Source organism: Streptomyces telluris, from assembly GCF_024519335.1.
Taxonomy (GTDB): domain Bacteria; phylum Actinomycetota; class Actinomycetes; order Streptomycetales; family Streptomycetaceae; genus Streptomyces; species Streptomyces telluris.
In genome coordinates this window covers 41,520-67,143 of the sequence record NZ_JANIID010000009.1, presented here as the reverse complement: position 1 = coordinate 67,143, position 25,624 = coordinate 41,520, and the positions used below count along the sequence as shown (strand labels likewise).

Annotated in this window: 25 protein-coding genes, 1 tRNA gene and 1 pseudogene; 10 read left to right on the top strand and 17 right to left on the bottom strand. The window is 70.4% G+C overall.

Translation table 11 applies throughout. From position 1 onward, the window contains the following. Positions 1-111 precede the first annotated feature (111 nt). The 4 genes and pseudogenes from NQU55_RS12805 to NQU55_RS12790 all read left to right on the top strand — a co-directional run bounded on the left by NQU55_RS12805 (position 112) and on the right by NQU55_RS12790 (position 3,156). The gene (locus tag NQU55_RS12805; RefSeq protein ID WP_168092817.1) at positions 112-1,587 is read left to right on the top strand and encodes an MFS transporter; all 1,476 of its coding nucleotides are present in this window, start codon (positions 112-114) and stop codon (positions 1,585-1,587) included. Between the two features lie 107 nt (positions 1,588-1,694). Next, a pseudogene (locus NQU55_RS12800) lies at positions 1,695-2,374 on the top strand (HNH endonuclease signature motif containing protein). Next, positions 2,371-3,027, top strand: a complete 657-nt coding sequence (locus tag NQU55_RS12795) for an HNH endonuclease signature motif containing protein (protein WP_168092816.1) — start codon at positions 2,371-2,373, stop codon at positions 3,025-3,027. Before NQU55_RS12800 ends, NQU55_RS12795 begins: the two are co-directional and overlap by 4 nt. Positions 3,028-3,081: 54 nt before the next feature. Then, positions 3,082-3,156 (top strand) — tRNA-Leu (locus NQU55_RS12790). A 55-nt stretch (positions 3,157-3,211) separates the two neighbouring features. On the opposite strand, the gene rdgB is transcribed toward NQU55_RS12790, so the two are convergent. The 4 genes from rdgB to NQU55_RS12770 all read right to left on the bottom strand — a co-directional run bounded on the left by rdgB (position 3,212) and on the right by NQU55_RS12770 (position 5,417). After that, entirely contained in the window at positions 3,212-3,814 is a 603-nt protein-coding gene (rdgB, locus tag NQU55_RS12785; protein WP_168092815.1) for an RdgB/HAM1 family non-canonical purine NTP pyrophosphatase, read from the bottom strand. 37 nt (positions 3,815-3,851) lie between these two features. Continuing rightward, a complete protein-coding gene (locus NQU55_RS12780) occupies positions 3,852-4,235 on the bottom strand; it encodes a hypothetical protein (RefSeq protein WP_168092814.1) in 384 nt (127 codons plus the stop codon). A 95-nt stretch (positions 4,236-4,330) separates the two neighbouring features. Next, entirely contained in the window at positions 4,331-5,062 is a 732-nt protein-coding gene (gene rph, locus NQU55_RS12775) for a ribonuclease PH (protein WP_168092813.1), read from the bottom strand. Positions 5,063-5,183: 121 nt separating this feature from the next. Beyond that, positions 5,184-5,417, bottom strand: coding sequence for a PTS sugar transporter subunit IIB (locus tag NQU55_RS12770; RefSeq protein ID WP_030369451.1), 234 nt, complete (start codon positions 5,415-5,417; stop codon positions 5,184-5,186). Between the two features lie 203 nt (positions 5,418-5,620). On the opposite strand from NQU55_RS12770, the gene NQU55_RS12765 reads away from it, so the two are divergent. Together NQU55_RS12765 and NQU55_RS12760 are read left to right on the top strand one after the other, a co-directional pair. Then, positions 5,621-6,952 carry a PTS transporter subunit EIIC gene (locus tag NQU55_RS12765; protein WP_168092812.1) on the top strand — a complete coding sequence of 444 codons (1,332 nt, stop codon included), beginning with the start codon at positions 5,621-5,623 and terminating at the stop codon, positions 6,950-6,952. A 188-nt stretch (positions 6,953-7,140) separates the two neighbouring features. Further along, positions 7,141-8,433, top strand: a complete 1,293-nt coding sequence (locus tag NQU55_RS12760; protein ID WP_168092811.1) for a PTS transporter subunit EIIC — start codon at positions 7,141-7,143, stop codon at positions 8,431-8,433. Positions 8,434-8,539: 106 nt separating this feature from the next. Here the strand turns inward: NQU55_RS12760 and NQU55_RS12755 are convergent, their stop codons facing one another. The 7 genes from NQU55_RS12755 to clpS all read right to left on the bottom strand — a co-directional run bounded on the left by NQU55_RS12755 (position 8,540) and on the right by clpS (position 14,147). Continuing rightward, complete coding sequence (locus NQU55_RS12755; RefSeq protein ID WP_168092810.1) at positions 8,540-9,292, bottom strand: MBL fold metallo-hydrolase; 753 nt, start codon at positions 9,290-9,292, stop codon at positions 8,540-8,542. Positions 9,293-9,467: 175 nt separating this feature from the next. Further along, positions 9,468-10,418 carry a PLP-dependent cysteine synthase family protein gene (locus tag NQU55_RS12750; RefSeq protein WP_168092809.1) on the bottom strand — a complete coding sequence of 317 codons (951 nt, stop codon included), beginning with the start codon at positions 10,416-10,418 and terminating at the stop codon, positions 9,468-9,470. 9 nt (positions 10,419-10,427) lie between these two features. Continuing rightward, the gene (locus NQU55_RS12745; protein WP_168092808.1) at positions 10,428-10,763 is read right to left on the bottom strand and encodes a MoaD/ThiS family protein; all 336 of its coding nucleotides are present in this window, start codon (positions 10,761-10,763) and stop codon (positions 10,428-10,430) included. A gap of 119 nt (positions 10,764-10,882) precedes the next feature. Then, entirely contained in the window at positions 10,883-11,305 is a 423-nt protein-coding gene (locus tag NQU55_RS12740) for a M67 family metallopeptidase (protein WP_168092807.1), read from the bottom strand. Between the two features lie 125 nt (positions 11,306-11,430). After that, positions 11,431-12,921, bottom strand: coding sequence for an amino acid permease (locus tag NQU55_RS12735; protein ID WP_168092806.1), 1,491 nt, complete (start codon positions 12,919-12,921; stop codon positions 11,431-11,433). 318 nt (positions 12,922-13,239) lie between these two features. Beyond that, positions 13,240-13,836, bottom strand: coding sequence for a DUF2017 domain-containing protein (locus NQU55_RS12730; protein ID WP_168092805.1), 597 nt, complete (start codon positions 13,834-13,836; stop codon positions 13,240-13,242). Further along, positions 13,836-14,147, bottom strand: a complete 312-nt coding sequence (gene clpS / locus NQU55_RS12725; RefSeq protein ID WP_168092804.1) for an ATP-dependent Clp protease adapter ClpS — start codon at positions 14,145-14,147, stop codon at positions 13,836-13,838. Before clpS ends, NQU55_RS12730 begins: the two co-directional genes overlap by 1 nt. 122 nt (positions 14,148-14,269) lie before the next feature. Between clpS and NQU55_RS12720 the strand changes: the two genes are divergently transcribed. Then, on the top strand, positions 14,270-15,598 hold the full coding sequence (locus NQU55_RS12720; protein ID WP_256790553.1) for a nicotinate phosphoribosyltransferase: 1,329 nt from the start codon (positions 14,270-14,272) through the stop codon (positions 15,596-15,598). A gap of 133 nt (positions 15,599-15,731) precedes the next feature. Continuing rightward, positions 15,732-16,325 (top strand): isochorismatase family protein, encoded by a 594-nt coding sequence (locus NQU55_RS12715; RefSeq protein WP_168095248.1) that lies wholly within the window; start codon positions 15,732-15,734, stop codon positions 16,323-16,325. 32 nt (positions 16,326-16,357) lie between these two features. On the opposite strand, the gene NQU55_RS12710 is transcribed toward NQU55_RS12715, so the two are convergent. Together NQU55_RS12710 and NQU55_RS12705 are read right to left on the bottom strand one after the other, a co-directional pair. Further along, positions 16,358-16,681 carry a hypothetical protein gene (locus tag NQU55_RS12710; RefSeq protein WP_168095249.1) on the bottom strand — a complete coding sequence of 108 codons (324 nt, stop codon included), beginning with the start codon at positions 16,679-16,681 and terminating at the stop codon, positions 16,358-16,360. A 135-nt stretch (positions 16,682-16,816) separates the two neighbouring features. After that, complete coding sequence (locus tag NQU55_RS12705; protein ID WP_168095250.1) at positions 16,817-19,228, bottom strand: immune inhibitor A domain-containing protein; 2,412 nt, start codon at positions 19,226-19,228, stop codon at positions 16,817-16,819. 339 nt (positions 19,229-19,567) lie between these two features. Between NQU55_RS12705 and NQU55_RS12700 the strand changes: the two genes are divergently transcribed. Then, positions 19,568-19,825: a hypothetical protein gene (locus NQU55_RS12700; protein ID WP_168095251.1), complete on the top strand. Its 258-nt coding sequence runs from the start codon at positions 19,568-19,570 to the stop codon at positions 19,823-19,825. On the opposite strand, the gene NQU55_RS12695 is transcribed toward NQU55_RS12700, so the two are convergent. Both NQU55_RS12695 and NQU55_RS12690 read right to left on the bottom strand, forming a co-directional pair. Then, positions 19,814-20,530, bottom strand: coding sequence for an RDD family protein (locus NQU55_RS12695; protein WP_168095252.1), 717 nt, complete (start codon positions 20,528-20,530; stop codon positions 19,814-19,816). The two genes, NQU55_RS12700 and NQU55_RS12695, sit on opposite strands and share 12 nt — an antisense overlap. Before the next feature lie 88 nt (positions 20,531-20,618). Further along, positions 20,619-22,145 carry an RDD family protein gene (locus tag NQU55_RS12690; protein ID WP_256790550.1) on the bottom strand — a complete coding sequence of 509 codons (1,527 nt, stop codon included), beginning with the start codon at positions 22,143-22,145 and terminating at the stop codon, positions 20,619-20,621. A gap of 340 nt (positions 22,146-22,485) precedes the next feature. Between NQU55_RS12690 and NQU55_RS12685 the strand changes: the two genes are divergently transcribed. Further along, entirely contained in the window at positions 22,486-22,896 is a 411-nt protein-coding gene (locus NQU55_RS12685; protein ID WP_168096261.1) for an SsgA family sporulation/cell division regulator, read from the top strand. Positions 22,897-23,014: 118 nt separating this feature from the next. Here NQU55_RS12685 and NQU55_RS12680 read toward each other — a convergent pair whose 3' ends face one another. Then, a complete protein-coding gene (locus tag NQU55_RS12680; protein ID WP_168096262.1) occupies positions 23,015-24,388 on the bottom strand; it encodes an FAD-binding oxidoreductase in 1,374 nt (457 codons plus the stop codon). 38 nt (positions 24,389-24,426) lie between these two features. Next, on the bottom strand, positions 24,427-25,569 hold the full coding sequence (hppD, locus tag NQU55_RS12675; RefSeq protein WP_168096263.1) for a 4-hydroxyphenylpyruvate dioxygenase: 1,143 nt from the start codon (positions 25,567-25,569) through the stop codon (positions 24,427-24,429). Positions 25,570-25,624 lie beyond the last annotated feature (55 nt).

The window sequence follows — 25,624 nt, the reverse complement described above, 5'->3', positions numbered from 1 at the left end:
GCGGCGGGCGTGACCAATCTCCCTATCGGCAGGCGCACCGGTTTGAGCCGCGGCACAGCGCGCAGACGCAGGCCCGTACGCATCGCCGCGCAACCGTGAGGGGGCCGAGCCGTGCCCAACGGCAGCAGCACCGAGGCCGGGAACGCCGGACACGACCCGGCCGCCGTCAGACGCCACCCGGCCCTGTTCCGGGCCGTCGCCCGCCGCCGCAACCCGCGGCTGCGGCGCACGGACATCACCGTCACGGACGAGCGCACGGTCAGACGGGCGGTCAAGGCGGCGGCGCTCGGCAACGCCATGGAGTGGTTCGACTTCGGCATCTACAGCTACCTCGCCGTCACCCTCGGGGACGTCTTCTTCCCCTCCGGCAGCGACACGGTGCGCCTGCTGTCCTCGCTCGCGACGTTCGCCGTGGCCTTCCTCGTCCGGCCCCTCGGCGGCATGTTCTTCGGCCCGCTCGGCGACCGGATCGGCCGCAAGCGCGTCCTGGCCCTGACGATGGTGCTGATGGCCTCCGGGACCTTCGCCATCGGCCTCATCCCGTCGTACGCGGCCATCGGCTTCTGGTCACCCGTGCTGCTGATCTGCTTCCGGATGCTGCAGGGCTTCTCCACCGGCGGCGAGTACGGGGGCGCCGCGACCTTCATCGCCGAGTACGCGCCCGACAAGCGCCGCGGCTACTTCGGCAGCTTCCTCGAATTCGGCACCCTCGCCGGCTACGTGGGCGCGGCCGGCCTCGTGACCGCCATGACCTCCGCGCTCGGCGGCGCCGCGATGGCCGACTGGGGCTGGCGCGTCCCCTTCCTCGTCGCCGGCCCGCTCGGCCTCGTGGGCCTCTACCTGCGGATGAAGCTGGAGGACACCCCCGCCTTCCGGAAGCTGGAGGAGGACGAGGAGAGCGGCGGCACCGAGATCAAGGAGATCTTCACCGCGCAGTGGGCGCGGCTGCTGCTGTGCGTCGTCCTGGCCGGGGCGTACGGCATCACCGACTACATGCTGCTGTCGTACATGCCGACGTACCTCACCGACCGGCTCGGCTACGACGACGCGCACGGCCTGCTGATCCTCATCGCCACGATGGTCCTGCTGATGGCCGTCATCACCTGCGTGGGCCGGCTCAGCGACCGGATCGGCCGCAAGCCGCTGCTGATGGCGGGCCTGGGCGGCTTCGTCGCCCTGTCGGCACCGGCGTTCCTGCTGCTCAAGCAGGGGAGCCTCGCGGCGGTGTTCGGCGGCATGCTGATGCTCGGCCTGCCCCTGGTGTGCCTCCTCGGCACCATGTCCGCCGTCCTCCCCGCCCTCTTCCCCACCCACGTCCGCTACGGCTCCCTGGCCATCGGCTACAACATCTCCACGTCCCTCTTCGGCGGCACGACCCCCCTGGTGATCACGGCCCTGATCCACGCCACGGGCAGCGACATGACGCCGGCGTTCTACACGGCGGGCGCGGCCCTGATCGGCATGGTCGCCGTCGCCTTCATGCGGGAGACGGCCCGTCAGCCCCTGGAGGGCTCGCCGCCGGCGGTCGCGACACGCAAGGAAGCGGAAGAGATCGTGGCATCCCAGTCACCTGAGCCTAAGTTCTGATCAACCACGGCATCGAAGTAACTACCGGACAGGCGTGCCGTTGATGAGTTCGAGATCGCGAACGGATACGCGATCACGTCGCGTCATCGACTATGGGGAGGGGCTCCATGCCTGTCAGTCCGTACACACGAGAAGCCCTGGCGGAGGCGGCGGAATCGTCGCGGACTCTGTCCGAGGCGCTGGAGAAGCTGGGGGTGGACCCGAAGAGTTCGCGCCGCCGATATCTTCACGACCGCATGCGGAAGCTGGGCGTGGACACGTCCCACTTCGAACGCGAAGGGGCTCGCTGGACCAAGGAGATCCTCGAAGACGCGGTGGCGGCGTCGTCCAATATATGTACGAGGTCCTGCACCGCCTGAGCGTCGACGTCGTAGGCGGTCAACACGCCCACATCAGCCGCCGGGTCCGAGCGTTCGGCATCGATACGTCGCACTTCACCGCCGCTGCTCCGGGAAGCAGAAAACGGAGGCGCTCTCCGGAGGAACTGCTCACGGTGCAGACCTCGTCCAAGGCTCGTCGCGAGCAGAGCTGCCGCCTCAAGGGAGCGTTGCTGGCACTCGGCGTGGCCGACCGCTGCGTACTGTGCGGCATCGAGGCCACGTGGCAGGGATATCCTCTGCCGCTGGAGGTCGACCACATCGACGGAGACTGGCGCAACAATCGCATCGAGAATCTGCGGCTGGTCTGCCCCAACTGTCACTCGACGACGGACACATACCGTGGTCGCGGGAAGGCTCGTCACGCCATCGCCCGCCGCGCATCACACACTGATGGTGAGGGCCGATGAGCAGCGGCACGCAGTACACGCGTGAGCGGCTGGCCGAGGCTGCTCGGACGTGCACCGACATCAGTGAGGTCATAGCCTTCTTCGGCACCCCTCCCTATCGCCACCTGTCCCAGTACCTCTATCGGCGATTCGAGCACTACGGCATCGACGTCTCACACTTTCCTCGTCGCCCGTACCGCAGAGACAGGCCGTGCCCCGACGCCCTGCGCGACACGGTGTCCCGGTCCGTGTCCATCGCTGAGACGCTGAGACGGCTCGGGCTGCGGGACAGCGCCGGCCAACGCTCCCGATTGCGTCAGTGGGTAGCCGAGGACGGCCTCACCACCTCTCACTTCCTGGGGCAGGCTCATCAGCGGGGGAAGCCCGGCACGACGCCCAGGAAAACTCCCGAGGAGCTGCTGGTGAAGCACTCGGGGAAGTGGCGCGCAAAGGCCCATCTGCTCCGGCGCGCTTTGCGTGAGACCGGAACCGCCGAAGAGTGCGCGGGCTGTGGGACCGGTCCTGCATGGGAGGGCAAACCCATGACTCTCGAAGTCGATCACATCAACGGTGACTGGAGTGACGACCGACGCGAGAACCTCCAGCTGCTCTGCCCCAATTGCCACGCAGTCACCGGCACCTGGTGCCGAGGGGGCCGACAGCGAACCGCGTAGGCGCCTCGCCTCGCCGACCGTCGGCTTCGCGCAGTAAGGTAGGGCGCAGTACGTGCGCCCGTACGCCAACGGCGAGCGGCGATCTTTAGGTGGTCGTGTCTGTCGGTTCGAATCCGACCGGGCGTACCAGTGCCGACGGCCCGGCTCGCGCACCCGCGAGCCGGGCCGTCGTTGTGTTCATCCGTCAGCCCAGCAGCTCGCGCACCACCGGCACCAGGCCCCGGAACGCCTTCCCCCGGTGGCTGATCGCGTTCTTCTCCTCCGCCGTCAGTTCGGCGCAGGTGCGGGTCTCGCCGTGGGGCTGGAGGATCGGGTCGTAGCCGAAGCCGCCGCCGCCCGCCGGTTCGTGGCGGAGGGTGCCTTCCAGGCGGCCCTCGACCACGCGCTCCGTGCCGTCCGGCAGGGCCAGGGCCGCGGCGCAGGCGAAGTGGGCGCCGCGGTGTTCGTCGGCGATGTCGCCGAGCTGGGCCAGGAGCAGGTCGAGGTTGGCCTTGTCGTTGCCGTGGCGGCCGGCCCACCGGGCGGAGAAGATGCCGGGGGCGCCGTTCAGGACGTCGACGCACAGGCCGGAGTCGTCGGCGACGGCCGGGAAGCCGGTGGCCCGGGCGAGGGCGTGGGCCTTGAGGAGGGCGTTCTCGGCGAAGGTGACGCCGGTCTCCTTGACGTCCGGGATGCCGGGGTAGGCGTCGGCGCCGACGAGTTCGACGTCGAGGCCGGCCGCCTCCAGGATGGCGCGGAGCTCGGTGACCTTGTTGGCGTTGCGGGTGGCGAGGATCAGGCGCTTCATGGGGCGATTATCCCGGCCCGTCCGCGCCCTCCCCCGCCTACTTCGACGTGCACACCTTCGACAGCTCCCCCGCCGCGTCCGTCAGCGGCGCGAGGTCCGGGGTCCTGTCGTCCCGCAGGGCGTCGCGGACGTTCCCCACGGCCTTCTGGAGGTGGTCGAGCGCCTTGCCGACGTCGACGTTGCTCGTCTTGTCCTTGAGCTTCTTCGTGTCCTTCTCGAGGTTGTCGAGGATCTTGCCCGCGTTGTCGGTGTCGGTGGCCGTGTCGGTGACGCTGCGCTGGAGGTCGTCGACGTCGTTGGATATCTCGATGCCGAGGCGGGCGCAGTCGACGGCCTTCTGGGCGGTGGAGCAGCCGGCCGCCAGCGGTACGGCGACGAGTGCTGCGGCGGCCAGTGCCAGTGCTGCCTTGCGTGCGGGCATGAGGGCCCCTCCCCTGTGGGTACGGCTACGGGCGCACGGCCCGGAATTTCCGGCCGTACGCCCGTAGGAACGCTCCTGATCCCTCCGGCGGTTGCTTACAGCGTCGCCGCGAGTGCCTCGCGCTGGGCGGCGTCGAGTGCGGAACAGCCCGTGACGGCGAGGTCGAGGATGGCGTTGAGCTCTTCGCGGGCGAAGGGCTCGGCCTCGGCGGTGCCCTGGACCTCGACGAAGCGGCCGTCGCCCGTGCAGACGACGTTCATGTCGGTCTCGGCGCGGACGTCCTCTTCGTAGCAGAGGTCGAGGAGGGGGACACCGTCGACGATGCCGACGCTGACCGCGCTGACCGTTCCGGTGAGGGGCTGCCGGCCGTGCTTGACGAGCTTCTTGCCCTGGGCCCAGGTGATGGCGTCGGCGAGGGCGACGTAGGCGCCGGTGATGGCGGCGGTGCGGGTGCCGCCGTCGGCCTGGAGGACGTCGCAGTCCAGGACGATGGTGTTCTCGCCGAGGGCCTTGAAGTCGATGACGGCGCGCAGCGAGCGGCCGATCAGGCGGGAGATCTCGTGGGTGCGGCCGCCGATCTTGCCGCGGACGGCCTCGCGGTCGCCGCGGGTGTTCGTGGAGCGGGGCAGCATCGAGTACTCGGCGGTGACCCAGCCCTCGCCGGAGCCCTTGCGCCAGCGGGGGACGCCCTCGGTGACGCTGGCGGTGCAGAAGACCTTGGTGTCGCCGAAGGAGATGAGGACGGAGCCCTCGGCGTGCTTGCTCCAGCCGCGCTGGATGGTCACGGGGCGGAGCTGGTCGGGCGTGCGACCGTCGATGCGAGACATGGTGATGAGCCTACTGGCATCGGGGGAGCGCGAAGGGCCCCGTTCCGGTTGGCGGCGGCGTCGCGCGGGGCGACGTCGTGCTCGATCCGGGGCGGGGCCCTTCGGCGGGAGCCTCAGCGGCTCACATCATGTCTTCGATCTCACCGGCGATCGGGTCGGCGTCGGTGCCGATGACGACCTGGATGGCGGTGCCCATCTTGACGACGCCGTGGGCGCCGGCGGCCTTGAGGGCGGCCTCGTCGACCAGCTCCGGGTCGGCGACCTCGGTGCGGAGACGGGTGATGCAGCCCTCGATCTCCTCGATGTTGTCGATGCCGCCGAGGCCGGCGACGATCTTCTCAGCCTTGCTGGCCATGTGCACTCCTGGTTGTCTTCGGCCCTTCGGCGGTACCACCGACCGGCTTCCACACGGTAAACCACGTTCAGCCCAACTATGCGGGCAAATGTCCGCCATCCGGCAAAGGATGGCCTCACCCACCACCCCGCATAAGTGGTCTACACCAGTATGCGGCAAGCACCGAGTGGACCGCCGCCGGGGCGGCGGCCGGGAGGACGCAGATGACCACGGACGCCACAGCGGCACCGGCACCGCGGCAGAGCCCCTGGCGGGCGCGCTGGCAGACCCTCTTCTCGAACCTGCAGAAGATGGGCCGCAGCCTCCAGCTGCCGATCGCGGTGCTCCCGGCCGCCGGCATCCTGAACCGGCTCGGCCAGCCGGACGTCTTCGGCCGGGACGGCCTGGGCTGGACGGACGTGGCGAAGGTCTTCGCGGGCGCGGGCGGCGCGCTGCTGGACTCGGCGCTGGGCCTGCCGCTGCTGTTCTGCGTGGGCGTGGCGATCGGCATGGCGAAGAAGGCGGACGGCTCGACGGCGCTGGCCGCGGTGGTGGCCTTCCTCGTCTACTTCTCGGTGCTGCACCAGTTCCCGGAGGACTGCCCGCAGGAGACGACGTTCGGCGGGGCGGGGCTGTGGAGCGGGGTGTGCGTCTCGACGGGCGGCACGGCGGCGCCGGCGAGCTTCCAGAACCCGGGGGTCTTCGGCGGCATCGTGATCGGCCTGCTCAGCGCGTGGTTCTGGATGCGCTTCCACCGGGTGCGGCTGGTGGACTGGCTGGGCTTCTTCAACGGGCGGCGGCTGGTGCCGATCCTGATGTCGTTCGTCGCGCTGCTGTTCGCGGTGGTCTGCCTGTTCGTCTGGCCGCCGGTGGGCGACGCGCTGACGAGCTTCAGCAAGTGGCTGTCGGACCTGGGGTCGGGGGGATCCGGCGTCTTCGGCGTCGCGAACCGGGCGCTGCTGGTGGTGGGCCTGCACCAGTTCCTCAACACGTTCATGTGGTTCCAGTTCGGCGACTACACGAAGCCGGACGGCACGGTGGTGCACGGCGACATCAACCGCTTCCTGGCGGGCGACCCGAGCGCGGGGCAGTTCACGACGGGCTTCTTCCCCATCATGATGTTCGCGCTGCCGGCGGCGGCGCTGGCGATCGCGCACTGCGCGAAGCCGCACCGGCGCAAGGAGATCGGGGGCATGATGCTCTCGGTGGGCCTGACGTCGTTCGTCACGGGCATCACCGAGCCCATCGAGTACTCGTTCCTCTTCATCGCGCCGCTGCTCTACGTGGTGCACGCGCTGCTGACGGGCGTGTCGATGGCGGTGAGCTGGGGGCTGGGGGTGCACGACGGGTTCAGCTTCTCGGCGGGCCTGATCGACTACGTGATCAACTGGGGGCTGGCGACCAAGCCGTGGCTGATCATTCCGATCGGGCTGTGCTTCGCCGTCGTCTACTACGCGATTTTCCGGTTCGCGATTACGAAGTTCGACCTGACGACTCCGGGGCGTGAGCCGGAAGAGCTCGCGGAGGAGATCGAGCGCGGGAACGTGAAGGACTAACCGCACCCCGTAACGAGCCCCCGGAGCCGGCGGCCCGGGGGCTTTCCGCTGTGTCCGAAGCCACGGAGAAGCGCGGATTCCTTTATCCCGTACTCACGTGCTACAACAGGTCTAAACCACTGAGTGGTGTAGACCAAAAGCGGGCCGTCCCCCTTCCCCCGAGCGCCCGCCTCACCTGGAGGAATCCGATGAGTAAGAGCGCCAAGGCGGCAAAGGCGGCGCCTGACGACGCCGCTGCGCCGGAGAAGAAGAAGTTCGGCGCCGGCGCCATGGCGATTGCCCAGCGTATCGGCCGCAGCCTGATGCTGCCGGTCGCGGTGCTCCCCGCCGCCGCGCTGATGGTCCGCCTCGGCCAGGGCGACATGCTGGGCAAGGAGTCCCTCCCGGCGTTCCTCAACAAGATCGCCGAATTCATGTCCGCCGGCGGCGGCGCGATCCTCGACAACATGGCGCTGCTGTTCGCCGTGGGTGTCGCGATCGGCTACGCCAAGAAGTCGGACGGCTCGACGGCGCTGGCCGCCGTGGCCGGTTACCTGGTCTTCAGCAAGGTCCTGGGCACCTTCACCGACGGCAGCCTCCCGAAGAAGGAGGCCGTGGTCGACCACAAGGTCGCCATGGTGGAGCAGGCCGTCGATGCCAAGGTCCTCGGCGGTGTCGTGATGGGCCTCGTGGTCGCGCTGATATACCAGCGCTTCTACCGCACCAAGCTGCCGGACTGGGCGGGCTTCTTCGGCGGCCGCCGCCTGGTGCCGATCCTGTCGTCCTTCGCGGGTCTGCTCATCGGCGTCGTCTTCGGTTACATCTGGCCGGTGCTCGGCACGGGTCTGCACAACTTCGGCGAGTGGCTGGTCGGCTCCGGCGCGGTCGGCGCGGGCATCTTCGGCGTCGCCAACCGCGGTCTGATCCCGGTCGGCATGCACCACCTGCTCAACTCCTTCCCGTGGCTCCAGGCGGGTTCGTACGAGGGCCCCAAGGGCACCGTCAACGGCGACATCGCCCGCTTCCTCGCCGGCGACCCGAACGCCGGCCAGTTCATGACCGGCTTCTTCCCGATCATGATGTTCGCGCTGCCGGCCGCCTGCCTCGCGATCGTGCACTGCGCCCGCCCCGAGAACCGCAAGGTCGTCGGCGGCATGATGTTCTCCCTCGCGCTCACCGCCTTCGTCACCGGCGTGACCGAGCCGATCGAGTTCACCTTCATGTTCGTCGCGCCGCTGCTCTACGCGATCCACGCGCTGCTGACCGGTGTCTCGATGGCCCTGACCTGGGCGCTCGGCATGAAGGACGGCTTCGGCTTCTCGGCCGGCGCCATCGACTTCCTGCTGAACCTGGGCATCGCCTCGAAGCCGTGGATGCTGGTCCTCGTGGGTCTGTGCTTCGCCGCGATCTACTATGTGGTCTTCCGCTTCGCCATCACGAAGTTCGACCTCAAGACCCCCGGCCGCGAGTCCGAGGAAGAGTCCGCCGAATTGAAGGCGTGACCTCGTAAGTAACGGCAATACAAGCAGCTGCCCCCGGAATCCCATGGATTCCGGGGGCATTTGCTTGCGCATTTCCGGGTTTACGGAAAACGGAAAGGAACGGGGCTCAGAGCTCGTACACCGCGCCCGCACGGGCGAGTTCGACCGGCCCGTCGTAGACGTCCCGTGCGTCGCGCAGGTTGGTCAGCGGGTCCGTCCACGGCGGGATGTGGGTGAGGACCAGCCGGCCCGCACCGGCGCGCGCGGCGTGCTCGCCCGCCTCGCGGCCGTTGAGGTGGAGGTCGGGGATGTCCTCCTTGCCGTGGGTGAACGACGCCTCGCACAGCAGGAGGTCGGCGCCGTCGGCCAGGCCGTGCAGCTCCTCGCAGGGGCCGGTGTCGCCGGAGTAGACGAGCGCGCTGCCGTCGTGCTCGACGCGGAAGGCGAAGGCCTCCACGGGGTGGCGGACCCGGTCCGTGCGGACCGTCAGCGGGCCCAGGGAGAAGGTGCCGGGGGTGAGCGTGCGGAAGTCGAAGACCTCGCTCATGCAGGAGTCGTCGGGCACGTCCCCGTACGCCGTGGCCAGCCGGTGCTCGGTGTCCCGCGGGCCGTAGACGGGGATGGCCTCGGCGCGGCCGCCCTCGTGCCGGTAGTAGCGGGCCACGAAGTAGCCGCACATGTCGATGCAGTGGTCGGGGTGCAGGTGCGAGAGCAGAATGGCATCGAGGTCGTAGAGACCGATGTGGCGCTGCAGCTCGCCGAGGGCTCCGTTGCCCATGTCGAGGAGCAGCCGGAAGCCGTCGGCCTCTACGAGGTAGCTCGAGCAGGCCGATTCCGTGGACGGGAACGACCCCGAGCATCCGACGACGGTGAGCTTCATGCGGGCCTGAACCTCCGTTGACTCGTGACGGGGGGCCATGCGGTCCGTCGAGCGTAAAGCGCGAACGGGACGGCCGCTCCTCCGCGAGGTGGGGTTGTGGCTGAAGTCACCGGTACGGACCCTTCTGGGCGGGCCCCCGGGCCGGGCCCGCCGGGCCCGGGGTGCACGCCTGCGGCTACGCCCAGAGCTGGCCGTGCAGCGCCTCCACGGCCTCCTCCGTGGTGGCGGCCGTGTAGATGCCCGTCGAGAGGTACTTCCAGCCGCCGTCGGCCACGACGAAGGCGATGTCGGCGCTCTCCCCGGCGCGTTCGGCCTTGCGGGCCACGCCGAGGGCGGCGTGCAGGACGGCGCCCGTGGAGACGCCCGCGAAGATGCCCTCCTCGGTGAGGAGCTCGCGCGTGCGGCGCACGGCGTCCTCGGAGCCGACCGAGTAGCGCGTGGTGAGGACGGAGGCGTCGTAGAGCTCGGGGACGAAGCCCTCGTCCAGGTTGCGCAGGCCGTAGACGAGGTCGTCGTAGCGGGGCTCGGCGGCGACGATGCTCACGCCGGGCTTGTGCTCGCGCAGGTAGCGGCCGACGCCCATGAGCGTGCCGGTGGTGCCGAGGCCGGCGACGAAGTGGGTGATCTCGGGGAGGTCGGCGAGGATCTCCGGGCCCGTGCCGGCGTAGTGGGCACCGGCGTTGTCGGGGTTGCCGTACTGGTAGAGCATCACCCAGTCGGCGTGCTCGGCGGCGAGCTCCTTGGCGACGCGGACGGCGGTGTTGGAGCCGCCCGCGGCCGGCGAGGAGACGATCTCCGCGCCCCACATGGCGAGCAGCTGCCGCCGCTCCTCGCTGGTGTTCTCCGGCATGACGCACACGATGCGGTAGCCCTTGAGGCGGGCCGCCATGGCCAGCGAGATGCCGGTGTTGCCGGAAGTGGGTTCGAGGATGGTGCAGCCGGGGGTCAGCCGCCCGCTCCGCTCCGCCTGCTCGATCATGTGCAGGGCGGGGCGGTCCTTGACCGAGCCGGTGGGATTGCGGTCCTCCAGCTTGGCCCAGACGCGGACCGACCCGGACGGGGAGAGCCTGGGCAGCCGCACCAGCGGGGTGTTGCCGACCGAGGCCAGGTGGCTGTCGTAACGCATGCGCGCGACTCAGCCCCGCCCGTCGCCCGACCGCCACCCCGGCCGGACGGGGCTTCGCCCCGGCACCTCTGCCCCGCCGGCGACCGCGGGGAGGATGGTGACGCTGTCGCCGTCGCCGAGCTCGGTGCCGATGCCGGCGAGGAAGCGGACGTCCTCGTCGTTGAGGTAGACGTTGACGAAGCGGCGCAGCTCGCCGGACTCGTCGACGAGGCGCTCGCGGATGCCCGCGTGGCGGCTCTCCAGGTCCTTGAAGAGCTCGTCGATGGTGGCGCCGCTGCCTTCGACGGCCTTCTTGCCGTCGGTGTAGGTGCGGAGAATGGTCGGGATGCGGACCTCGATGGCCATGATGTGGCTCCTGTCGGCGTACGGGTGGGGCACCTGGGGCGATCGTATCGATTCCGTGTGCGGCCGCCGGAAGTTCGTACCGGCATGCGGACAGCGGCGGGCCGCCGGAGGCCCCGGGCTCAGTAAGCAGGGACCACGGTGACGTCCTCCTCGGTCACCTGACCGTCCACTATGCGGAACGAACGGAACTGGAAGGGGCCCTCGCCGTCGGTGTCGGCGGTGGAGACCAGCACGTAGTGGGCGCCGGGCTCGTTGGCGTACGAGATGTCCGTGCGGGAGGGGTAGGCCTCGGTGGCCGTGTGCGAGTGGTAGATGACCACGGGCTCCTCGTCGCGGTCGTCCAGGTCGCGGTAGAGCTTCAGCAGGTCCGCGGAGTCGAACTCGTAGAACGTGGGCGAGCGGGCGGCGTTGAGCATCGGGACGAACCGCTCGGGACGGTCGCTGCCGGCCGGCCCCGCGACCACGCCGCAGGCCTCGTCGGGGTGGTCCGCGCGGGCGTGCGCGACGATCCGGTCGTACAGGTCCTGGGTGATGGTCAGCATGCGCCCCAGGATAGGCACGCGGGGATCGCCGGGGTGAAGCGAAGGGCCCGCCCGTACCAGGGAGTGGTACGGGCGGGCCCGGATGCCGGACAGTGCGGGGTCCGGCGGGTTCAGGCGTCAGGCCGTCAGGCGACCTGCTCGACCTTCTGCTCGGCCTCGACGGCCTGCGTGTAGTCCTTGCGCTCGAAGGCCTGCGGGTTGCGGGCCTTGAGGACGAGGTAGGACACCCACATGATCGCCGCCCAGACGGGGGCGCAGTACAGCGAGACCCGCGCGTTCTCGTCGATGCCCATCATCACGATCACCGTGAAGATGAAGGCGAGGGCGAAGAGGCTGGTCCACGGCGCGCCGGGGGCCCGGAACGTGGACTGCGGGAGCTCACCGCGGTTGGCCTTGCGGCGGTAGCGGAGCTGGGCCACGAGGATCATGATCCAGGCCCACATGCCGGAGATGGTCGCGAAGGAGACGACGTAGTCGAACGCCTTGCCCGGCCACTGGTAGTTGATCCACACGCCGACGAGCATCAGCGCGGCGGAGAAGGTGGTGCCGCGCAGCGGCAGGCCGCCCTTGGTCAGCTGGCCGAAGAACTTCGGGCCCTGGCCGTTGAGCGAGAGGTCGCGCAGCATGCGGCCGGTGGAGTACATGCCGGAGTTGCAGGACGACAGCGCCGCCGTGAGGACGACGAAGTTGACGATGCCGGCGCCGGCCGGCAGGCCGATCTTCTGGAAGGCGGCCACGAACGGGCTCACGCCGGGCATGAACTCGCCCCACGGGACCACGGCCAGGATGATGATCAGCGCGCCGATGTAGAAGACCGCGATGCGCCACGGCACGGTGTTGATCGCCTTGGGGAGCGTCTTCTCCGGGTCCTTGGCCTCGCCCGCGGTGACGCCGACCAGCTCGACGGCGAGGAAGGCGAACATCACGATCTGCAGGGTCATCAGGGTGCTGCCGATGCCGTGCGGGAAGAAGCCGCCGTCGTTCCAGAGGTTGGAGACGGTCGCTGTGTCACCGGCGTCGGAGAAGCCGATGGTGAGCACGCCGATACCGATGAGGATCATGCCGATGATGGCGGTGACCTTGACCATCGAGAACCAGAACTCCAGCTCACCGAAGAGCTTCACGGAGATCAGGTTGGCGAAATACAGGATGACGGTGAAGACCAGTGCGGACACCCATTGCGGGATGTCCTTGTCCCAGTACTGCACATAGGCCGCCGCTGCGGTCACCTCGGTGATTCCGGTGACGACCCAGAAGAGCCAGTACGTCCATCCGGTCACATAGCCCCAGAAGGGACCGAGGAACTCCCGGGCGTAGTCCGAGAAGGAGCCCGACACCGGGCGGTACATGAGCAGCTCGCCGAGCGCTCGCATGATGAAGAAGATGACCAGGCCCGCTATCGCATAGGCCAGGATCAGGCTCGGGCCGGCCTTGGAAATGGCCTTCCCCGCGCCGAGGAAGAGACCGGTGCCGATGGCGCCACCAATGGCGATCATCTGAATCTGCCGGTTACCGAGTCCCCGCTCGTAACCCTCGGAAGCAGCCGTGCCGCTTCCCTTGTGGCCCGGTTCCGCGACTGCGTCCGCGGTACGGGCCGCGACCTGCTCAGAGGTCATGGTGGTGCGCCTTTCTCCATACCGATCCGGTTGCTCCGGATCGGGTTCCGATCCCCCCGGATGGAGTCCTGCGAGTGCCGACGGTCGGCCGGCTCAGCGCTCCCGCCGTGAACATGGGTGGCGTCACGGAGGCAGGTCGGAAACATTTATCACGAGTGGCCGGTAGATCGTCTGAATGGCGATCATGGCCGGGTGACGCGCACCACAAAGAAATACGGACAACAGGGAAATGGGTAGGCAAAAGTCGCTACTACGGTGATCCGATCGTTATCCGGACTTGATTGTTCCCTGAGCGGACGCCCGGATGCATTTGATCGATCAGCCGATAAGTGCCTCTACCAGCGATTCCTGCAGGCCACCGAGCCAGAGATAGGCCATCACCATCGGTTTGCGCGGATCCTCGTCCGGCAGCCGGAGCAGCGCCTCGCTGTCGTCGTCGTGGGCGATTTCCAGCCGCGCCCCGATCGCCAGCCGGAGGTCGTTGAGCGCGCCCAGCCAGCGCCGGCAGTCCTCGGGCGCGAGCCGCAGGACGGCCGCCTCGTCGCCGGCGACGGTGAGCGAGTCGAGCGAGCGGACGACCGCGAGGGCGTCCTCGCGCTTGCGGTCGCGCAGGTCGTTCTCGGTGTAGCGGCGGAATTCGGCGGCGTGCGCGCGCTCCTGCGCGTCCTGCTCGGCACCAGGCTCGCCGTAGGCGTCGGGGAAGAGCCGGGCCAGCGCGGGGTCGGAGGGCGGCTCGCTCGGGCCCTCGGCGAAGAGCCGCGCGAGCGGATCGGCGCCCTCGGGGCCCGCGGACTCGTCGCCCGGGCCGATCAGCTCCAGGAGCTGCACGGCCAGGCTGCGCAGGATGGAGACCTCGACCTCGTCCAGGGCCACGGCGGCCCCGCCGCCGGACAGCGGCTCGAAGTGGCCGGCCATCAACGGTCCTGCGACAGCGTCGCCCACAGCCCGTAGCCGTGCATCGCCTGCACGTCGCGCTCCATCTCCTCGCGGCTGCCGCTGGAGACGGTGGCGCGCCCCTTGTGGTGGACGTCGAGCATCAGCTTGTGGGCCTTGTCCTTGGGATAGCCGAAGTACGCCTGGAAGACATACGTCACATAACTCATGAGGTTGACGGGGTCGTTGTGGACCAGCGTGACCCAGGGGACGTCGGGCTCGGTCACCGCGTACGGGGACTCGCTCGACTCGGGGCGTTCGATCTCGACCGGTGCAACACTCACGTTTCCCATGCTGCCACTCGCGGGGGCGCGATGCACAAAGGGGGGTACCCCCGGCCGCGCGTCGGGGCGCGATCCCGGCCGCGCCCCGAGAAATCGTCAGACTGACGAGATTGGGGGTAGCATCTGGTTCCATGAACGCTGCGGACTTGAGGCTGCCGGTGGACGTTCCGTCGACGGCCCTCTTCACCGACCGGTACGAACTCACGATGCTGCAGGCCGCGCTGCGCTCCGGCACCGCCGACCGCCGCTCGGTCTTCGAGGTCTTCACCCGCCGGCTCCCCGAGGGGCGCCGCTACGGCGTCGTGGGCGGCACCGGCCGGGTCCTGGACGCCGTGGAGAACTTCCGCTTCGACAGCGGCGTGCTGGACTTCCTCGCCGCCCAGCGGATCGTCGACGAGCCGACCCTGACCTGGCTCGCGGACTACCGCTTCCGCGGCGACATCTGGGGCTACCCCGAGGGAGAGGTCTACTTCCCCGGCTCGCCGATCCTGCGCGTCGAGGGCACCTTCGCCGAGGCGGTGCTGCTGGAGACCGTGATCCTTTCGATCCTCAACCACGACTCGGCCGTCGCCGCCGCGGCCTCCCGGATGGCCGTGGCCGCCGGCGACCGGCCGCTGATCGAGATGGGCGCACGGCGCACCCACGAGCTCGCGGCCGTGGCCGCCGCCCGCGCCGCCTACGTGGGCGGCTTCACCTCCACCTCCGACCTCGCGGCCGGCTTCCGCTACAGCATCCCGACCGTGGGCACCAGTGCGCACGCCTTCACGCTGCTGCACGACAGCGAGCGCGACGCCTTCACCGCCCAGGTCGACTCGCTCGGCGGCGGCACGACCCTGCTCGTGGACACCTACGACGTCACCGAGGCCGTCCGGACCGCCGTGGAGATCGCCGGGCCGGAGCTCGGCGCCGTCCGCATCGACTCCGGCGACCTGCTGCTGCTCGCGCACCGGGTGCGGCAGCAGCTGGACGACCTGGGCGCCACCAAGACGCGGATCGTCGTCACCAGCGACCTGGACGAGTACGCCATCGCCTCGCTCGCCGCGGCCCCCGTCGACGCCTACGGGGTGGGCACGCAGCTGGTGACCGGCAGCGGGCACCCCACGTGCTCGATGGTCTACAAGCTCGTGGCCCGCGCGGACGAGGCCGGCCCGGACGCCCCGTTGCGGCCGGTCGCCAAGAAGTCCATGGGCGGCAAGACCTCCATCGGCGGCCGCAAGTGGGCCGCGCGCCGGCCCGACGCGGACGGGGTGGCCGAGGCCGAGGTCGTCGGCACCGGCCCGGTACCGGACGGGCTCGCGGACCACCAGCTGATCACCGAGCTCGTCCGCGGCGGCGAGGTCGTCGCCCGCGAGCCCCTGGACGCCGCACGGGACCGGCACGCCGCGGCCCGGGCGGGGCTCCCGCTCTCCGCCACCCAGCTCTCGCGCGGTGAGCCGGTACTCCCCACCGAGTACCTCTGACGCTCCCCGCGCGCCCGGTGGGCCTCCCCCGCTCCGGGTCCCTCTCCCATTGCGCAACGGAAGTCACTACCCTCGGTCACAGAGAGGCGATCCGCACTGTCGGCCGAGGGCCCTTCCACAAAGGATCCGCATCATGCAGCGTGCACTGATCATCGTCGACGTGCAGAACGACTTCTGCGAGGGCGGCAGCCTCGCAGTGGCCGGCGGCGCCGACGTGGCCGCGGCCATCACCGACCTCGTCGGCGAGGCCACGCCCGGATACCGGCACATCGTCGCCACGCGCGACCACCACATAGACCCCGGAGCGCACTTCTCCGCCGCGCCGGACTACGAGAACACCTGGCCGCCCCACTGCGTCGCCGGCACGGAGGGCTCCGGGTTCCACCCGAACTTCGCCCCGGTCATCGCCTCCGGGGCGATAGACGCCGTCTTCGACAAGGGGGCGTACGCGGCCGCCTACAGCGGCTTCGAGGGCACCGACGAGAACGGGGTGTCCCTGGGGGACTGGCTGCGCGAGCGGGGCGTCACGGAGGTCGACGTCGTCGGGATCGCCACGGACCACTGCGTGCGGGCGACGGCGCTGGACGCGGCGCGGGAGGGCTTCTCGACCCACGTGCTGCTCGACCTCACGGCGGGGGTCGCTCCGGGGACGACGGAGAAGGCGCTCGGAGAGCTCCGCGACGCGGGGGTCGAGCTGAGCGGGAAGCCGGTCGTCCAGACGGGGTGACCGGGGCTCCGCCCAGGACTCCGGGCACTCCCCTACGCAGCAGGGCTGCGCAGCAGCGTGCGTATCCCGTGCCACGACTCCGTGTCGTCGTCCGGCGCCTCGCGCCAGACCAGGCCGTCGGGGTGGTGGAGCACCGCCGTTATCTCGTCCGGCGTCGGCGGCTCCGTGTTGCCCCGGAGGTAGACGGCGCGCAGGCCCAGGTTCCGCAGGCGCGTCAGCGCCCGTGCCCGGTTCGCGGCGTGTACCAGCACCCGTACGCGGGCCCCGGGCGAGGCGCCCCCGCCGGGCGGGCCCGGAAGGTACAGGGCCACCACCACGCTGCCGCCCGGCAGCTTGCAGAAACCACCGCCTGCCATGCCCGTGTCACCTCTCCCCGGACCGGGGTGTCAATAACAGCGTCACGGCAGTCATCTAAACGCGATCGGCCGCCGCCCGCTAGGGGGCGACGGCCGATATGGCTCTGACCTGCAGAGATGCAGATCGTCAGGGGACTACTTGCCCGAGGGGCCCACCTGGACGGTCATCGTGGAGCCGCCGGGGGCCTGCCACAGGATCTTGATCCGGGTGTTGGTGTCAGTAACCTGCACACCGCCGGTCGGGTTGTCCTTGCTCCAGTAGGTGCCCTTGCGGTCGTCGAAGACCGGCGTGCCGAGCTTGCCCTTCACGCGCGTCGCCACGCCGTCCTGGTGGACGGTGTAGCCCTCGCTCGGGAACCAGCTGAAGGGCGAGTCGTAGGCCTGGAAGCGGTTGCGCATGACCGAGCCGTCGGCCCACTTCTCGACCTGCGGGTGCGCGTCGATCGGCAGGATGCGGCCGACACCGGGGTGCACGCCGACGTTGTTGTCGGCCTGCGAGGTGTCCCACTTCCAGATGAGCAGGCCCTTCTGGTACGGGTAGTGCTCGACCCAGCTCGGGCGGGTGCTCTTCCAGCCGAAGTTGTACGGGCCGGACTTCAGGGTCTCGTCGTACGACACGTACTGGCGGTTCTCGGCGATGTAGTACTGCGCGTACTCCTTGGTGAAGGACTCGCCGATGCGCGAGAAGCCCTTCGCCGTCCAGCCGTTGTCGTCGCCCTCGGCGCCGTCGGTGAAGAGGGCGGTGCCGTCGGCGGTGACGCTGATGGCGTCGGCCGTGAAGCCCTTGCCGGTGGTGCCGCCGTCGGTGGTGTAGCGGAAGCGCAGGTCGATCTTCTTGCCGGCGTACGCGTCGAGCGGGTACGACAGCTTCTTGTACGCGCCGGAGACACCGGTCAGGGCGGGCTTGTCGCCGCCGTCGCGCGGGATGGACTTGCCGTCGGCCGTGCCGTCGACGGGGGTCCAGTTGGCGCCGCCGTCCGTGGAGACCTCGGCGTAGGCGTAGTCGTAGTTGGCCTCGATGTCCCACCAGGCCGAGAGGTCGAGGCTGGCCTTGGACTTGCCGGTGAGGTCGACCGGGCGGGAGAGGGTGTTCTTCAGGTCGTCGGCCTGACCGCCCCACCACTGCTTGCCGCCCTCGGCGGGCTTGACGACGTCGGTCTTGACCGCCTTGTCGGGCAGCTCGACGACGACCGCCTGCTTGTCCTTGGTGTTGTACTCGGCCACGCCCAGCTTGTGCGTCGACTTCGTCGCCGCCTTCGCCTTGTCGTAGTTCAGCCAGCCGAGCTGCAGCTTGTCCCAGGAGCTCATGTCGCCGGGGAGCTCGCCGATGCTGTCCTTGCCGCGGCCCAGCCACGAACCGGAGGACATCAGGGACCAGTAGGCGACGGAGGACTCGCCGGAGCCGGTGGTGTCGTACTCGTCCGGCAGGCCGAGGTCGTGGCCGTACTCGTGGGCGAAGACGCCGAGGCCGCCGTTCTCCGGCTGCATGGTGTAGTCGCCGACCCAGATGCCGGTGTCGGCGATCTGCGTGCCGCCGGCCTTGTTGTTCGCGGGGCCGGTCTTGCCGGCGTCCGAACCGTAGGCGTACCAGCGGTGGGCCCAGATGGCGTCGGTCTTCTGCGCGCCGCCGCCGGCGGACTCGTCCTCACCGGCGTGCACGATCTGGAAGTGGTCGATGTAGCCGTCGGGCTCGTTGAAGTTGCCGTCGCCGTCGAAGTCGTTGCGGTCCCACTGGTCGTACTTGGCCAGCTCCGCCTTGATGTCGGCGTCGCTGCGGCCGGCCGCCTTCTGGTCCTTCACCCACTGGTTGACGCCGTCGCGGACCAGGTCCCAGGCGCTCGGGCAGTTGGTGGAGCCGCAGTAGTTGGAGCCGTAACGGGCCTCGTTCCACTGGACCTTGACCCAGTCGGTGACGGTGCCCTCGACGGAGTAGCGGCCCGAGGACTGCCTCTCGTAGTACTTGGCCAGGGACTCCTTGCCCTTGTCGTGCGAGAAGTACAGGTCCTGGAAGTACTGGCGGTTGTAGTCCTTCTCCCAGGCCGTGCTGTTGTCCTGCTTGCGGTCCGGCTGCTTGATCTGGTTGTGCGCCGGGCCCGGCTGGCCGCCGAACTTCTTCACGGGCGGCTTGGGGCCGTCCGGACCGTCCGGGTCGTACATCGTGGTGTCGTCGACCTTGTCGCCGAAGTCCACGAGGATCGTGAAGATCTTGTCGGTCTTCTCCCGGCCCAGCTCGACGTACTTCCCCTTGCCGAGCTGGACGACCTTGGACGCACCGCGCTGCTCGGCCCGGGCGTCCCCGGATATGACCTTGTCGAGCGCGGCCTTGCGCTGAGCCTCGCGCTTCTTGCTGAACGGCCCCTTGAGGTCGTGCTCGACGCTCTTCCCGGCTTGCTCCGGGTCGTGGCGCTCGATGCCCGACGGCGTGTCGGCAGTGGTGGCCGCCTGAGCGATCCCGGCCGTGGTCCCCGCGGTCAGGGCCGTCGCGGCGAGCGCGACGACCGTGGCCACGGCGGCGGATCTGGCGAGCCTCCGTTGGCTGCTGTTCACTTGTGAATGTCCTCCCCAGTAAGAACTGTGGAGGTATTTGACCGGAGAGACGCCAGAAAAGACAGACCTTGACTACAGCGGAAAGAGCAAGTACGTTATCCGGCCTTTAAGTTACGGATTTCGGACAACAACGGGCGCGCTCATCTCACCCCCTGGACCGTTGGATGACTCCGTGCGCCCCCCGTGCTACGGCACCGTGTGTTAGGTCACGCTTACCGGCAGTTCCGCTCGGGCAGACAGGACCGTAGAGTCGTTTTGGTATACACACTTGCCCCCGGCACGTTGTGTGCACCAGCCGGCTCCGCACCCCACACCTTTGCTCCGAGGACGGATCCCGCCATGCCGCGTCCGACTCCCGCACAGATAACCTACGGATCGGCCACCGTCGTCTTCTCGACCCTCGCCATGCTGCTGCTCTCGCAGACGAGCTCGGGGTTCGGGATCGCGGTCATCGCCGTCGCAGCGCTCGCGCTCGGCCTGTTCGTCGCCGTCGCCTTCCCCATGCCGCGCGTCGGCGCCCGCAAGCCCCGGGTGCCCCGGCAGCGCACGCCCCTGCCCGCCGAGCCGAGAGTCGGCGAGCACTCGCTACACGGCTGAGACCACCACGGTCTTGGCCGCCTTGTCGTGAATGCAGTGGTGATAGGGCTGGTCCCAGGTACACCAGAGCACGTTGATGAGCCAGAAGACGAAGCCGCAGCAAGGCACCACCTGCGGCAGGGAGTACACGGCGGCGCGCGTCCAGCCCGGGCTTCCCTCGGGGATCGCGCCGTTCTCCAGCATCGCCACCCGGATGCCCATCACCATCTTGCCGACCGTCTGCCCGCGCTTGGTGAGCATCAGTCCCTCGTAGATGAAGTAGACGACGGAGACGATGATGCCCAGGCTCGTGGACCTGCCGTCGTTCCAGTCCCCCGGATCCCAGTCCCACACCGCCGCCTTGAAGACCGCGGTGACCGGGATGGAGACGAGCAGCCCGTCGATGATGCGGGCGAGGAGCCGCTTTCCGCGGTTCGCGAGGGGCGGCATGCCCGCCAGCGGGTCGGCCGCGCCGTACTGGTCCCCGTAGGGGTTGCCGGGCCCGCCCGGGCCCGGGGCGCCCCCGCCGCCGTAGGGGTCGCCCCCGTAGGGGCCGCCTCCGTACGGGCCTCCCCCGTACGGACCGCCGGCACCGGGCGGTTGGCCGCCGCCGGCGTACGCACCGCCGCCTTCCGGGCCGGGCCCGGAAGGCGGTGGCGGCCCGGAAGGCTCCGATGGCCGCTTCCGGAACGGATCGTCGTCGTCGCGGGGCTGCTCGGTGCTCATGGGCCGAGTAGAACCCAGCCTCCTGGCCGTCGCATCCGAAGAGGTGCCGTTCGGGTCGCGGCGGGCCGGGGGCGGCGGCCCCGGGGCGTCAGCGCTTGCCCGCCGCCACGAACGTGCGCGCCGCCTTGTCGTGCCAGCACTGCCGCCACGGCCGGTCGACGAGGCACCACAGGGCGCCCACGACGCCGATGCCCAGGGCGCCCAGCCCCCCGTACACCAGCCAGCGGCGCAGGGCCGCCCCGAAGCGCGGGGTGTCGTGCGCCTCGATGTCCAGCACGCGGACGCCGCACAGGCGCTTGCCCAGCGTGCGGCCCCACTTGGCGGTCGGCAGCGCCTCCAGCACCACCCCGGCGACCAGCAGGACGCCCAGCACGACGGCCAGATAGCCGCCGGTCGTGCCGTCGAGCAGCCAGACTGTGACCGTCTCGCCGGACTGCTTCGCCTGCTCGACCTTGGCGTCGATGTGCTCGACGGCCTTGGCCCATAGCGGCACGGCCGCGGCGGAGACGACGGCCCCGAGCACGACGGTGTCGACCAGCCGGGCGGCGAACCGGCGGCCCAGCGGCGCGGGCCGGCCCTGCTGTTCCTGGGCGGCCCGCAGGAACGGATCGTCCTTCGGGGGCTTCCACGGCGCGGGCGCGTCGGAGGAGCCGGAGGGGGAAGAGGCGGCGGCGGAGGTCTGCGCGGGCTGCTGCTGGGCCAGTTGCTGCACCTGCCGGGCCCAGCCTCCGGCCGCGGGCCTGGCCGGCTCGGCGGTGCGGGGCACCTCCTGCAGCTCGGGCAGGGCGTGGGCGGAGCGCGCGGGGGCGGGCAGCGCGGGCGCCGGGGCCGTGGCCGGGAGCGCCTGGCGCTCCGGTGCGGACTGCGCCGGCGCCGGCGCCGGGGAGGGCGCCTGCGCCGCCGGCTGCGACTGCGGGCCCGAGGGCGCCTGCTGCGACTCAGCCCGGGACCGGGCCTCCTCGGCGCGGGCGTCCGGCCAGCCCGGCGAGGACGACGCCGGGACGGGCCGGCCGGAGGCGCGCAGCTGCATCGTGCCGCCCGGGCGGACCGCGGGGACGCCCTCCCCGCGGGCGGGGCTCTCCTCGGCGCGGACCGGCTCCGTGCGGGAGGGCTCGGTGCGGGAGGGCTCGGTACGGGACGGCTCGGCGGGCGTGCCGGACGGGGCGACGCGCGGGTCGCGGGGCGTGGGCAGGGCGCCGCCGGACGCGGGCCCGTCCCCCCAGGAGACGCGCCGGTCCTGCTCGCCCCCGAAGCCCTCCTGCCGGGCCGGCTCCGCGCGCCAGGCGGAGGCCTGTTGCTGCTCCGCCCGGGCGTCGCGCAGGGCGGGCTCCTCGTCGAGGAACATGGGACCGGTCTCGTCCGGCCGCGGCTCCTGCCGGGCGGGCTCGCTGCGGCGCGGGGTCGGCGGCACGGGCGCGGCGAGCGCGGGCGCCGCGGGCTTGGCGACGCCGGCGGGCGGGGCGGGCATCGGCTCGCCCTCGGCCGGCGCGGGCCGGCTCGTGCCGGGCACCCAGGCGGAGCCGCTCCAGTAGCGGATATAGCCAGGAATGGACGGGTCCGGGTAGAACCCCTGGACGGGGCTGCTGTCGGCGGATCCTGAGGAAGGGGCGCTCATGGTCTCCGATGTCCCGTATCTGCTCGGCCGTACTGCGGTGTCGGTGCTCGGTGGGGCGGCGACGAGAAGCAGTCTGCCGCACACGAGCGACGTCAGGCGCGCTGCTCCCGTACCTCATGACCTCTATGCACAAAAGGCAACCGGGGGCGCAGCACACAGGTCTACCAGACGGCTCTCCACTCTGCGGCCGTCCCGCGGGCGGGACCACTCACACGTGCGACCGGCGCACCGGTTCGGCGAAGTCGCGTAATGGTGTGGGGGTCGATGCGCTCTCAGTCGGTGCGGGCCCGTTCGCGAGGGGCCACGGACCGACGGAAGCAGAGCAGAGAGGGCGCACTTCATGCACACCGTGGTGGAAAGAGAGCTGGAGATCGACCTGGTGCTGTCGCCCGAGCGCAGCATCCCCGTGCCGTCGCGGCTGAGCTACCGCACGGCCGACCCGTACGCGGTGCACATCGCCTTCCACGTGACCTCGGAGGCCCCGGTGCACTGGACGTTCGCGCGCGAACTGCTGGTGGAGGGCGTGTTCCGGCCGTGCGGCAGCGGGGACGTACGGGTGTGGCCGACGCGGTCGGACGGGCGCAACGTGGTGTGCATGGCGCTGTCCTCGCCGGACGGGGCGGCGCTGCTGGAGGCCCCGGAGCCGGCGGTGTCGGCGTGGCTGGAGCGGACCCTGCGGGTGGTGGCGCCGGGGTCGGAGCCGGAACGGCTGGGGCTGGACGCGGCGCTGCGGGACATCCTGGACGTGTGATGCCCGTGCGGCGGTCACCCTCCGGCGTGCGCCGCGCCGTGCCGCGCGCCGCTGGAGGGACCGTGGTCCGCTGGAGGGAGTCGGCCCCTGGAGGGACCGTCAGCCGCCGGAGGGTCCGTTAAAGGTCCAGCACCTTCCCCGGGTTGAGGATGCCCCCGGGGTCGAGGACCCGTTTGATGCCTCGCTGGATCTCCAGGCCCACCGGGCCCAGCTCCCTCGCCAGCCACTCCTTCTTCAGGACGCCCACCCCGTGCTCGCCGGTGATCGTGCCGCCCAGCTCCAGGCCGAGGGCCATGATCGCGTCGAAGGACTCGCGGGCGCGCCGCGACTCGTCGGCGTCGGCGGGGTCGAAGCAGACGACGGGGTGGGTGTTGCCGTCGCCCGCGTGAGCGCAGACGCCGATGGTGAGCCCGTACTTGCGGGCGATCGCGGCGGTGCCTTCGAGCATGTCGGCGAGGCGGGAGCGCGGGACGCACACGTCGTCGATCATGGTGGCGGGGCGGAGGGCCTCCAGGGCGGTCAGGGCGAGCCGGCGGGCCTGCAGGAGCAGCTCGGACTCGGCGGCGTCCTCGGCGGGGACGACCTGGTCGGCTCCGGCCGCCGTGCACAGCGCGGCGACGGCGGCAAGGTCCTCGGCCGGGTCGGGGGTGTCGAAGGCGGCGAGCAGGAGGGCCTCGGTGGTCTCGGGGAGGCCCATGCGCGCCATGGCGTTGACGGCGCGGATCGTCGTGCCGTCCATGAGCTCCAGCAGCGAGGGGGCGTGGCCGCGGGTCATGATCTCGCGGACGGCCTCGCCGGCGGCGGCGACGGAGGGGAACTCGGCGGCCAGCACCAGCTGTCGGGGCGGGGCGGGGCGGAGCGCGAGGACGGCCCGCACGACGACGCCGAGGCTGCCCTCGGAGCCGACGAACAGGCGGGTGAGGTCGTAGCCCGCGACGCCCTTGGCGGTGCGGCGGCCCGTCTTCAGCAGCCGGCCGTCGGCGAGGACGACGTCGAGGCCGAGGACGTATTCGGCGGTGACGCCGTACTTGACGCAGCACAGGCCGCCGGAGGCGGTGCCGATGTTGCCGCCGATGGTGCACTGCTCCCAGCTGGAGGGGTCGGGCGGGTAGTAGAGGCCCTGTTCGGCGACGGCGCGGGAGAGCACGGCGTTGACGACGCCCGGTTCGACGACGGCGACGCGGTCGACGGGGTCGATCTCCAGGATGCGGTCCATCTTGACGAGGGAGAGGACGATGCAGCCCTCGCTCGCGTTGGCCGCGCCGGACAGGCCTGTGCGGGCGCCTTGCGGGACGACGGGGACCCGCAAGGCGGTGGCGGTGCGCATGACGTGCTGAACGTGCTCCACGGTGCGGGGCAGCGTGACGACCGCGGGCCGCCCGGCGGTGCAGAAGCCGGCCATGTCCTTGGCGTAGGACGCGGTGACGTCGGGGTCGGTGAGGATCGCCTCCGCGGGGAGCCCTTCGCGCAACAGCTTGATCAGATCGCCCATGGGGGGCTCATTCCCCGGGCACCCTTGTGCGAATCGGGCTACAGGTTGCCGCGCTTCTCCTGCTCCCGCTCGATCGCCTCGAAGAGCGCCTTGAAGTTGCCCTTGCCGAAGCCCATCGAGCCGTGGCGCTCGATCATCTCGAAGAAGACCGTCGGCCGGTCCTGCACGGGCTTGGTGAAGATCTGCAGCAGGTAGCCGTCCTCGTCGCGGTCCGCGAGGATCTTCAGTTCGCGCAGGGTGTCGACCGGCACGCGGGTCTCGCCCACCCACTCGCCCAGCGTGTCGTAGTACGAGTCCGGGGTGTCGAGGAACTGCACGCCCGCCGCCCGCATGGCGCGCACGGTGGCGACGATGTCGTTGGTGGCGAGGGCGATGTGCTGGACGCCGGGGCCGTTGTAGAACTCGAGGTACTCGTCGATCTGCGACTTCTTCTTGGCGATGGCCGGCTCGTTGAGCGGGAACTTCACCTTGCGGGTGCCGTCGGCGACGACCTTCGACATGAGGGCGGAGTACTCGGTGGCGATGTCGTCGCCCACGAACTCCTTCATGTTCGTGAAGTGCATGACGTTGTTGTAGAACGACACCCACTCGTCCATCTTGCCGAGCTCGACGTTGCCCACGCAGTGGTCGATGGCCTGGAAGCGGCGGTCCCCGGGCTCGACGAGCGGCTTGGCGGCCGCGTAGCCGGGCAGGTACGGGCCCGTGTAGGCGGAGCGCTCGACGAGCGTGTGGCGGGTCTCGCCGTAGGTGGCGATGGCCGCCAGGACGACCTTGCCGTGCTCGTCCTCGATCTCGTACGGGGCCTCCAGGCCGGTGGCGCCGTGCTCGACGGCGTAGGCGTAGGCGGCGCGCGCGTCCGGCACCTCGATGGCGAGGTCGACGACGCCGTCGCCGTGCTCGGCGACGTGGGCGGCGAGGGCCCGGCCGCGGTCGGTCGCGGCCTTGATGACCGTGGTGAGGACGAAGCGGGCGCCGCCCGACTCCAGCACGTAACTGGCGCTCTCGCGGCTTCCGTTCTCCGGTCCGCGGTAGGCGACGAGCTTCATGCCGAAGGCGGTGGAGTAGTAGTGGGCGGCCTGCTTGGCGTTGCCGACGGCGAAGACCACCGCGTCCATCCCCTTGACCGGGAAGGGGTCGGCCTGCCGTGCGGTGTGCGGGGTGTGATCCGTGGTCTGAGTCATGGCCGCAGCGTCCCGCCGATCCACAAGGTGCGCAATAGTTTGCGTATTCACTGGG

Coding starts and splice junctions, on each gene's coding strand:
- NQU55_RS12735 (WP_168092806.1), bottom strand. CDS start 12,921: ATGACCTCTGAGCAGGTCGCGGCCCGTACCGCGGACGCAGTCGCGGAA.
- NQU55_RS12760 (WP_168092811.1), top strand. CDS start 7,141: ATGAGTAAGAGCGCCAAGGCGGCAAAGGCGGCGCCTGACGACGCCGCT.
- NQU55_RS12770 (WP_030369451.1), bottom strand. CDS start 5,417: ATGGCCAGCAAGGCTGAGAAGATCGTCGCCGGCCTCGGCGGCATCGAC.
- NQU55_RS12765 (WP_168092812.1), top strand. CDS start 5,621: ATGACCACGGACGCCACAGCGGCACCGGCACCGCGGCAGAGCCCCTGG.
- rph (WP_168092813.1), bottom strand. CDS start 5,062: ATGTCTCGCATCGACGGTCGCACGCCCGACCAGCTCCGCCCCGTGACC.
- NQU55_RS12690 (WP_256790550.1), bottom strand. CDS start 22,145: ATGAGCGCCCCTTCCTCAGGATCCGCCGACAGCAGCCCCGTCCAGGGG.
- NQU55_RS12795 (WP_168092816.1), top strand. CDS start 2,371: ATGAGCAGCGGCACGCAGTACACGCGTGAGCGGCTGGCCGAGGCTGCT.
- NQU55_RS12755 (WP_168092810.1), bottom strand. CDS start 9,292: ATGAAGCTCACCGTCGTCGGATGCTCGGGGTCGTTCCCGTCCACGGAA.
- clpS (WP_168092804.1), bottom strand. CDS start 14,147: ATGGGAAACGTGAGTGTTGCACCGGTCGAGATCGAACGCCCCGAGTCG.
- NQU55_RS12720 (WP_256790553.1), top strand. CDS start 14,270: ATGAACGCTGCGGACTTGAGGCTGCCGGTGGACGTTCCGTCGACGGCC.
- NQU55_RS12710 (WP_168095249.1), bottom strand. CDS start 16,681: ATGGCAGGCGGTGGTTTCTGCAAGCTGCCGGGCGGCAGCGTGGTGGTG.
- hppD (WP_168096263.1), bottom strand. CDS start 25,569: ATGACTCAGACCACGGATCACACCCCGCACACCGCACGGCAGGCCGAC.
- NQU55_RS12750 (WP_168092809.1), bottom strand. CDS start 10,418: ATGCGTTACGACAGCCACCTGGCCTCGGTCGGCAACACCCCGCTGGTG.
- NQU55_RS12680 (WP_168096262.1), bottom strand. CDS start 24,388: ATGGGCGATCTGATCAAGCTGTTGCGCGAAGGGCTCCCCGCGGAGGCG.
- NQU55_RS12730 (WP_168092805.1), bottom strand. CDS start 13,836: ATGGCCGGCCACTTCGAGCCGCTGTCCGGCGGCGGGGCCGCCGTGGCC.
- NQU55_RS12715 (WP_168095248.1), top strand. CDS start 15,732: ATGCAGCGTGCACTGATCATCGTCGACGTGCAGAACGACTTCTGCGAG.
- NQU55_RS12685 (WP_168096261.1), top strand. CDS start 22,486: ATGCACACCGTGGTGGAAAGAGAGCTGGAGATCGACCTGGTGCTGTCG.
- NQU55_RS12745 (WP_168092808.1), bottom strand. CDS start 10,763: ATGGCCATCGAGGTCCGCATCCCGACCATTCTCCGCACCTACACCGAC.
- NQU55_RS12780 (WP_168092814.1), bottom strand. CDS start 4,235: ATGCCCGCACGCAAGGCAGCACTGGCACTGGCCGCCGCAGCACTCGTC.
- NQU55_RS12700 (WP_168095251.1), top strand. CDS start 19,568: ATGCCGCGTCCGACTCCCGCACAGATAACCTACGGATCGGCCACCGTC.
- NQU55_RS12695 (WP_168095252.1), bottom strand. CDS start 20,530: ATGAGCACCGAGCAGCCCCGCGACGACGACGATCCGTTCCGGAAGCGG.
- rdgB (WP_168092815.1), bottom strand. CDS start 3,814: ATGAAGCGCCTGATCCTCGCCACCCGCAACGCCAACAAGGTCACCGAG.
- NQU55_RS12740 (WP_168092807.1), bottom strand. CDS start 11,305: ATGCTGACCATCACCCAGGACCTGTACGACCGGATCGTCGCGCACGCC.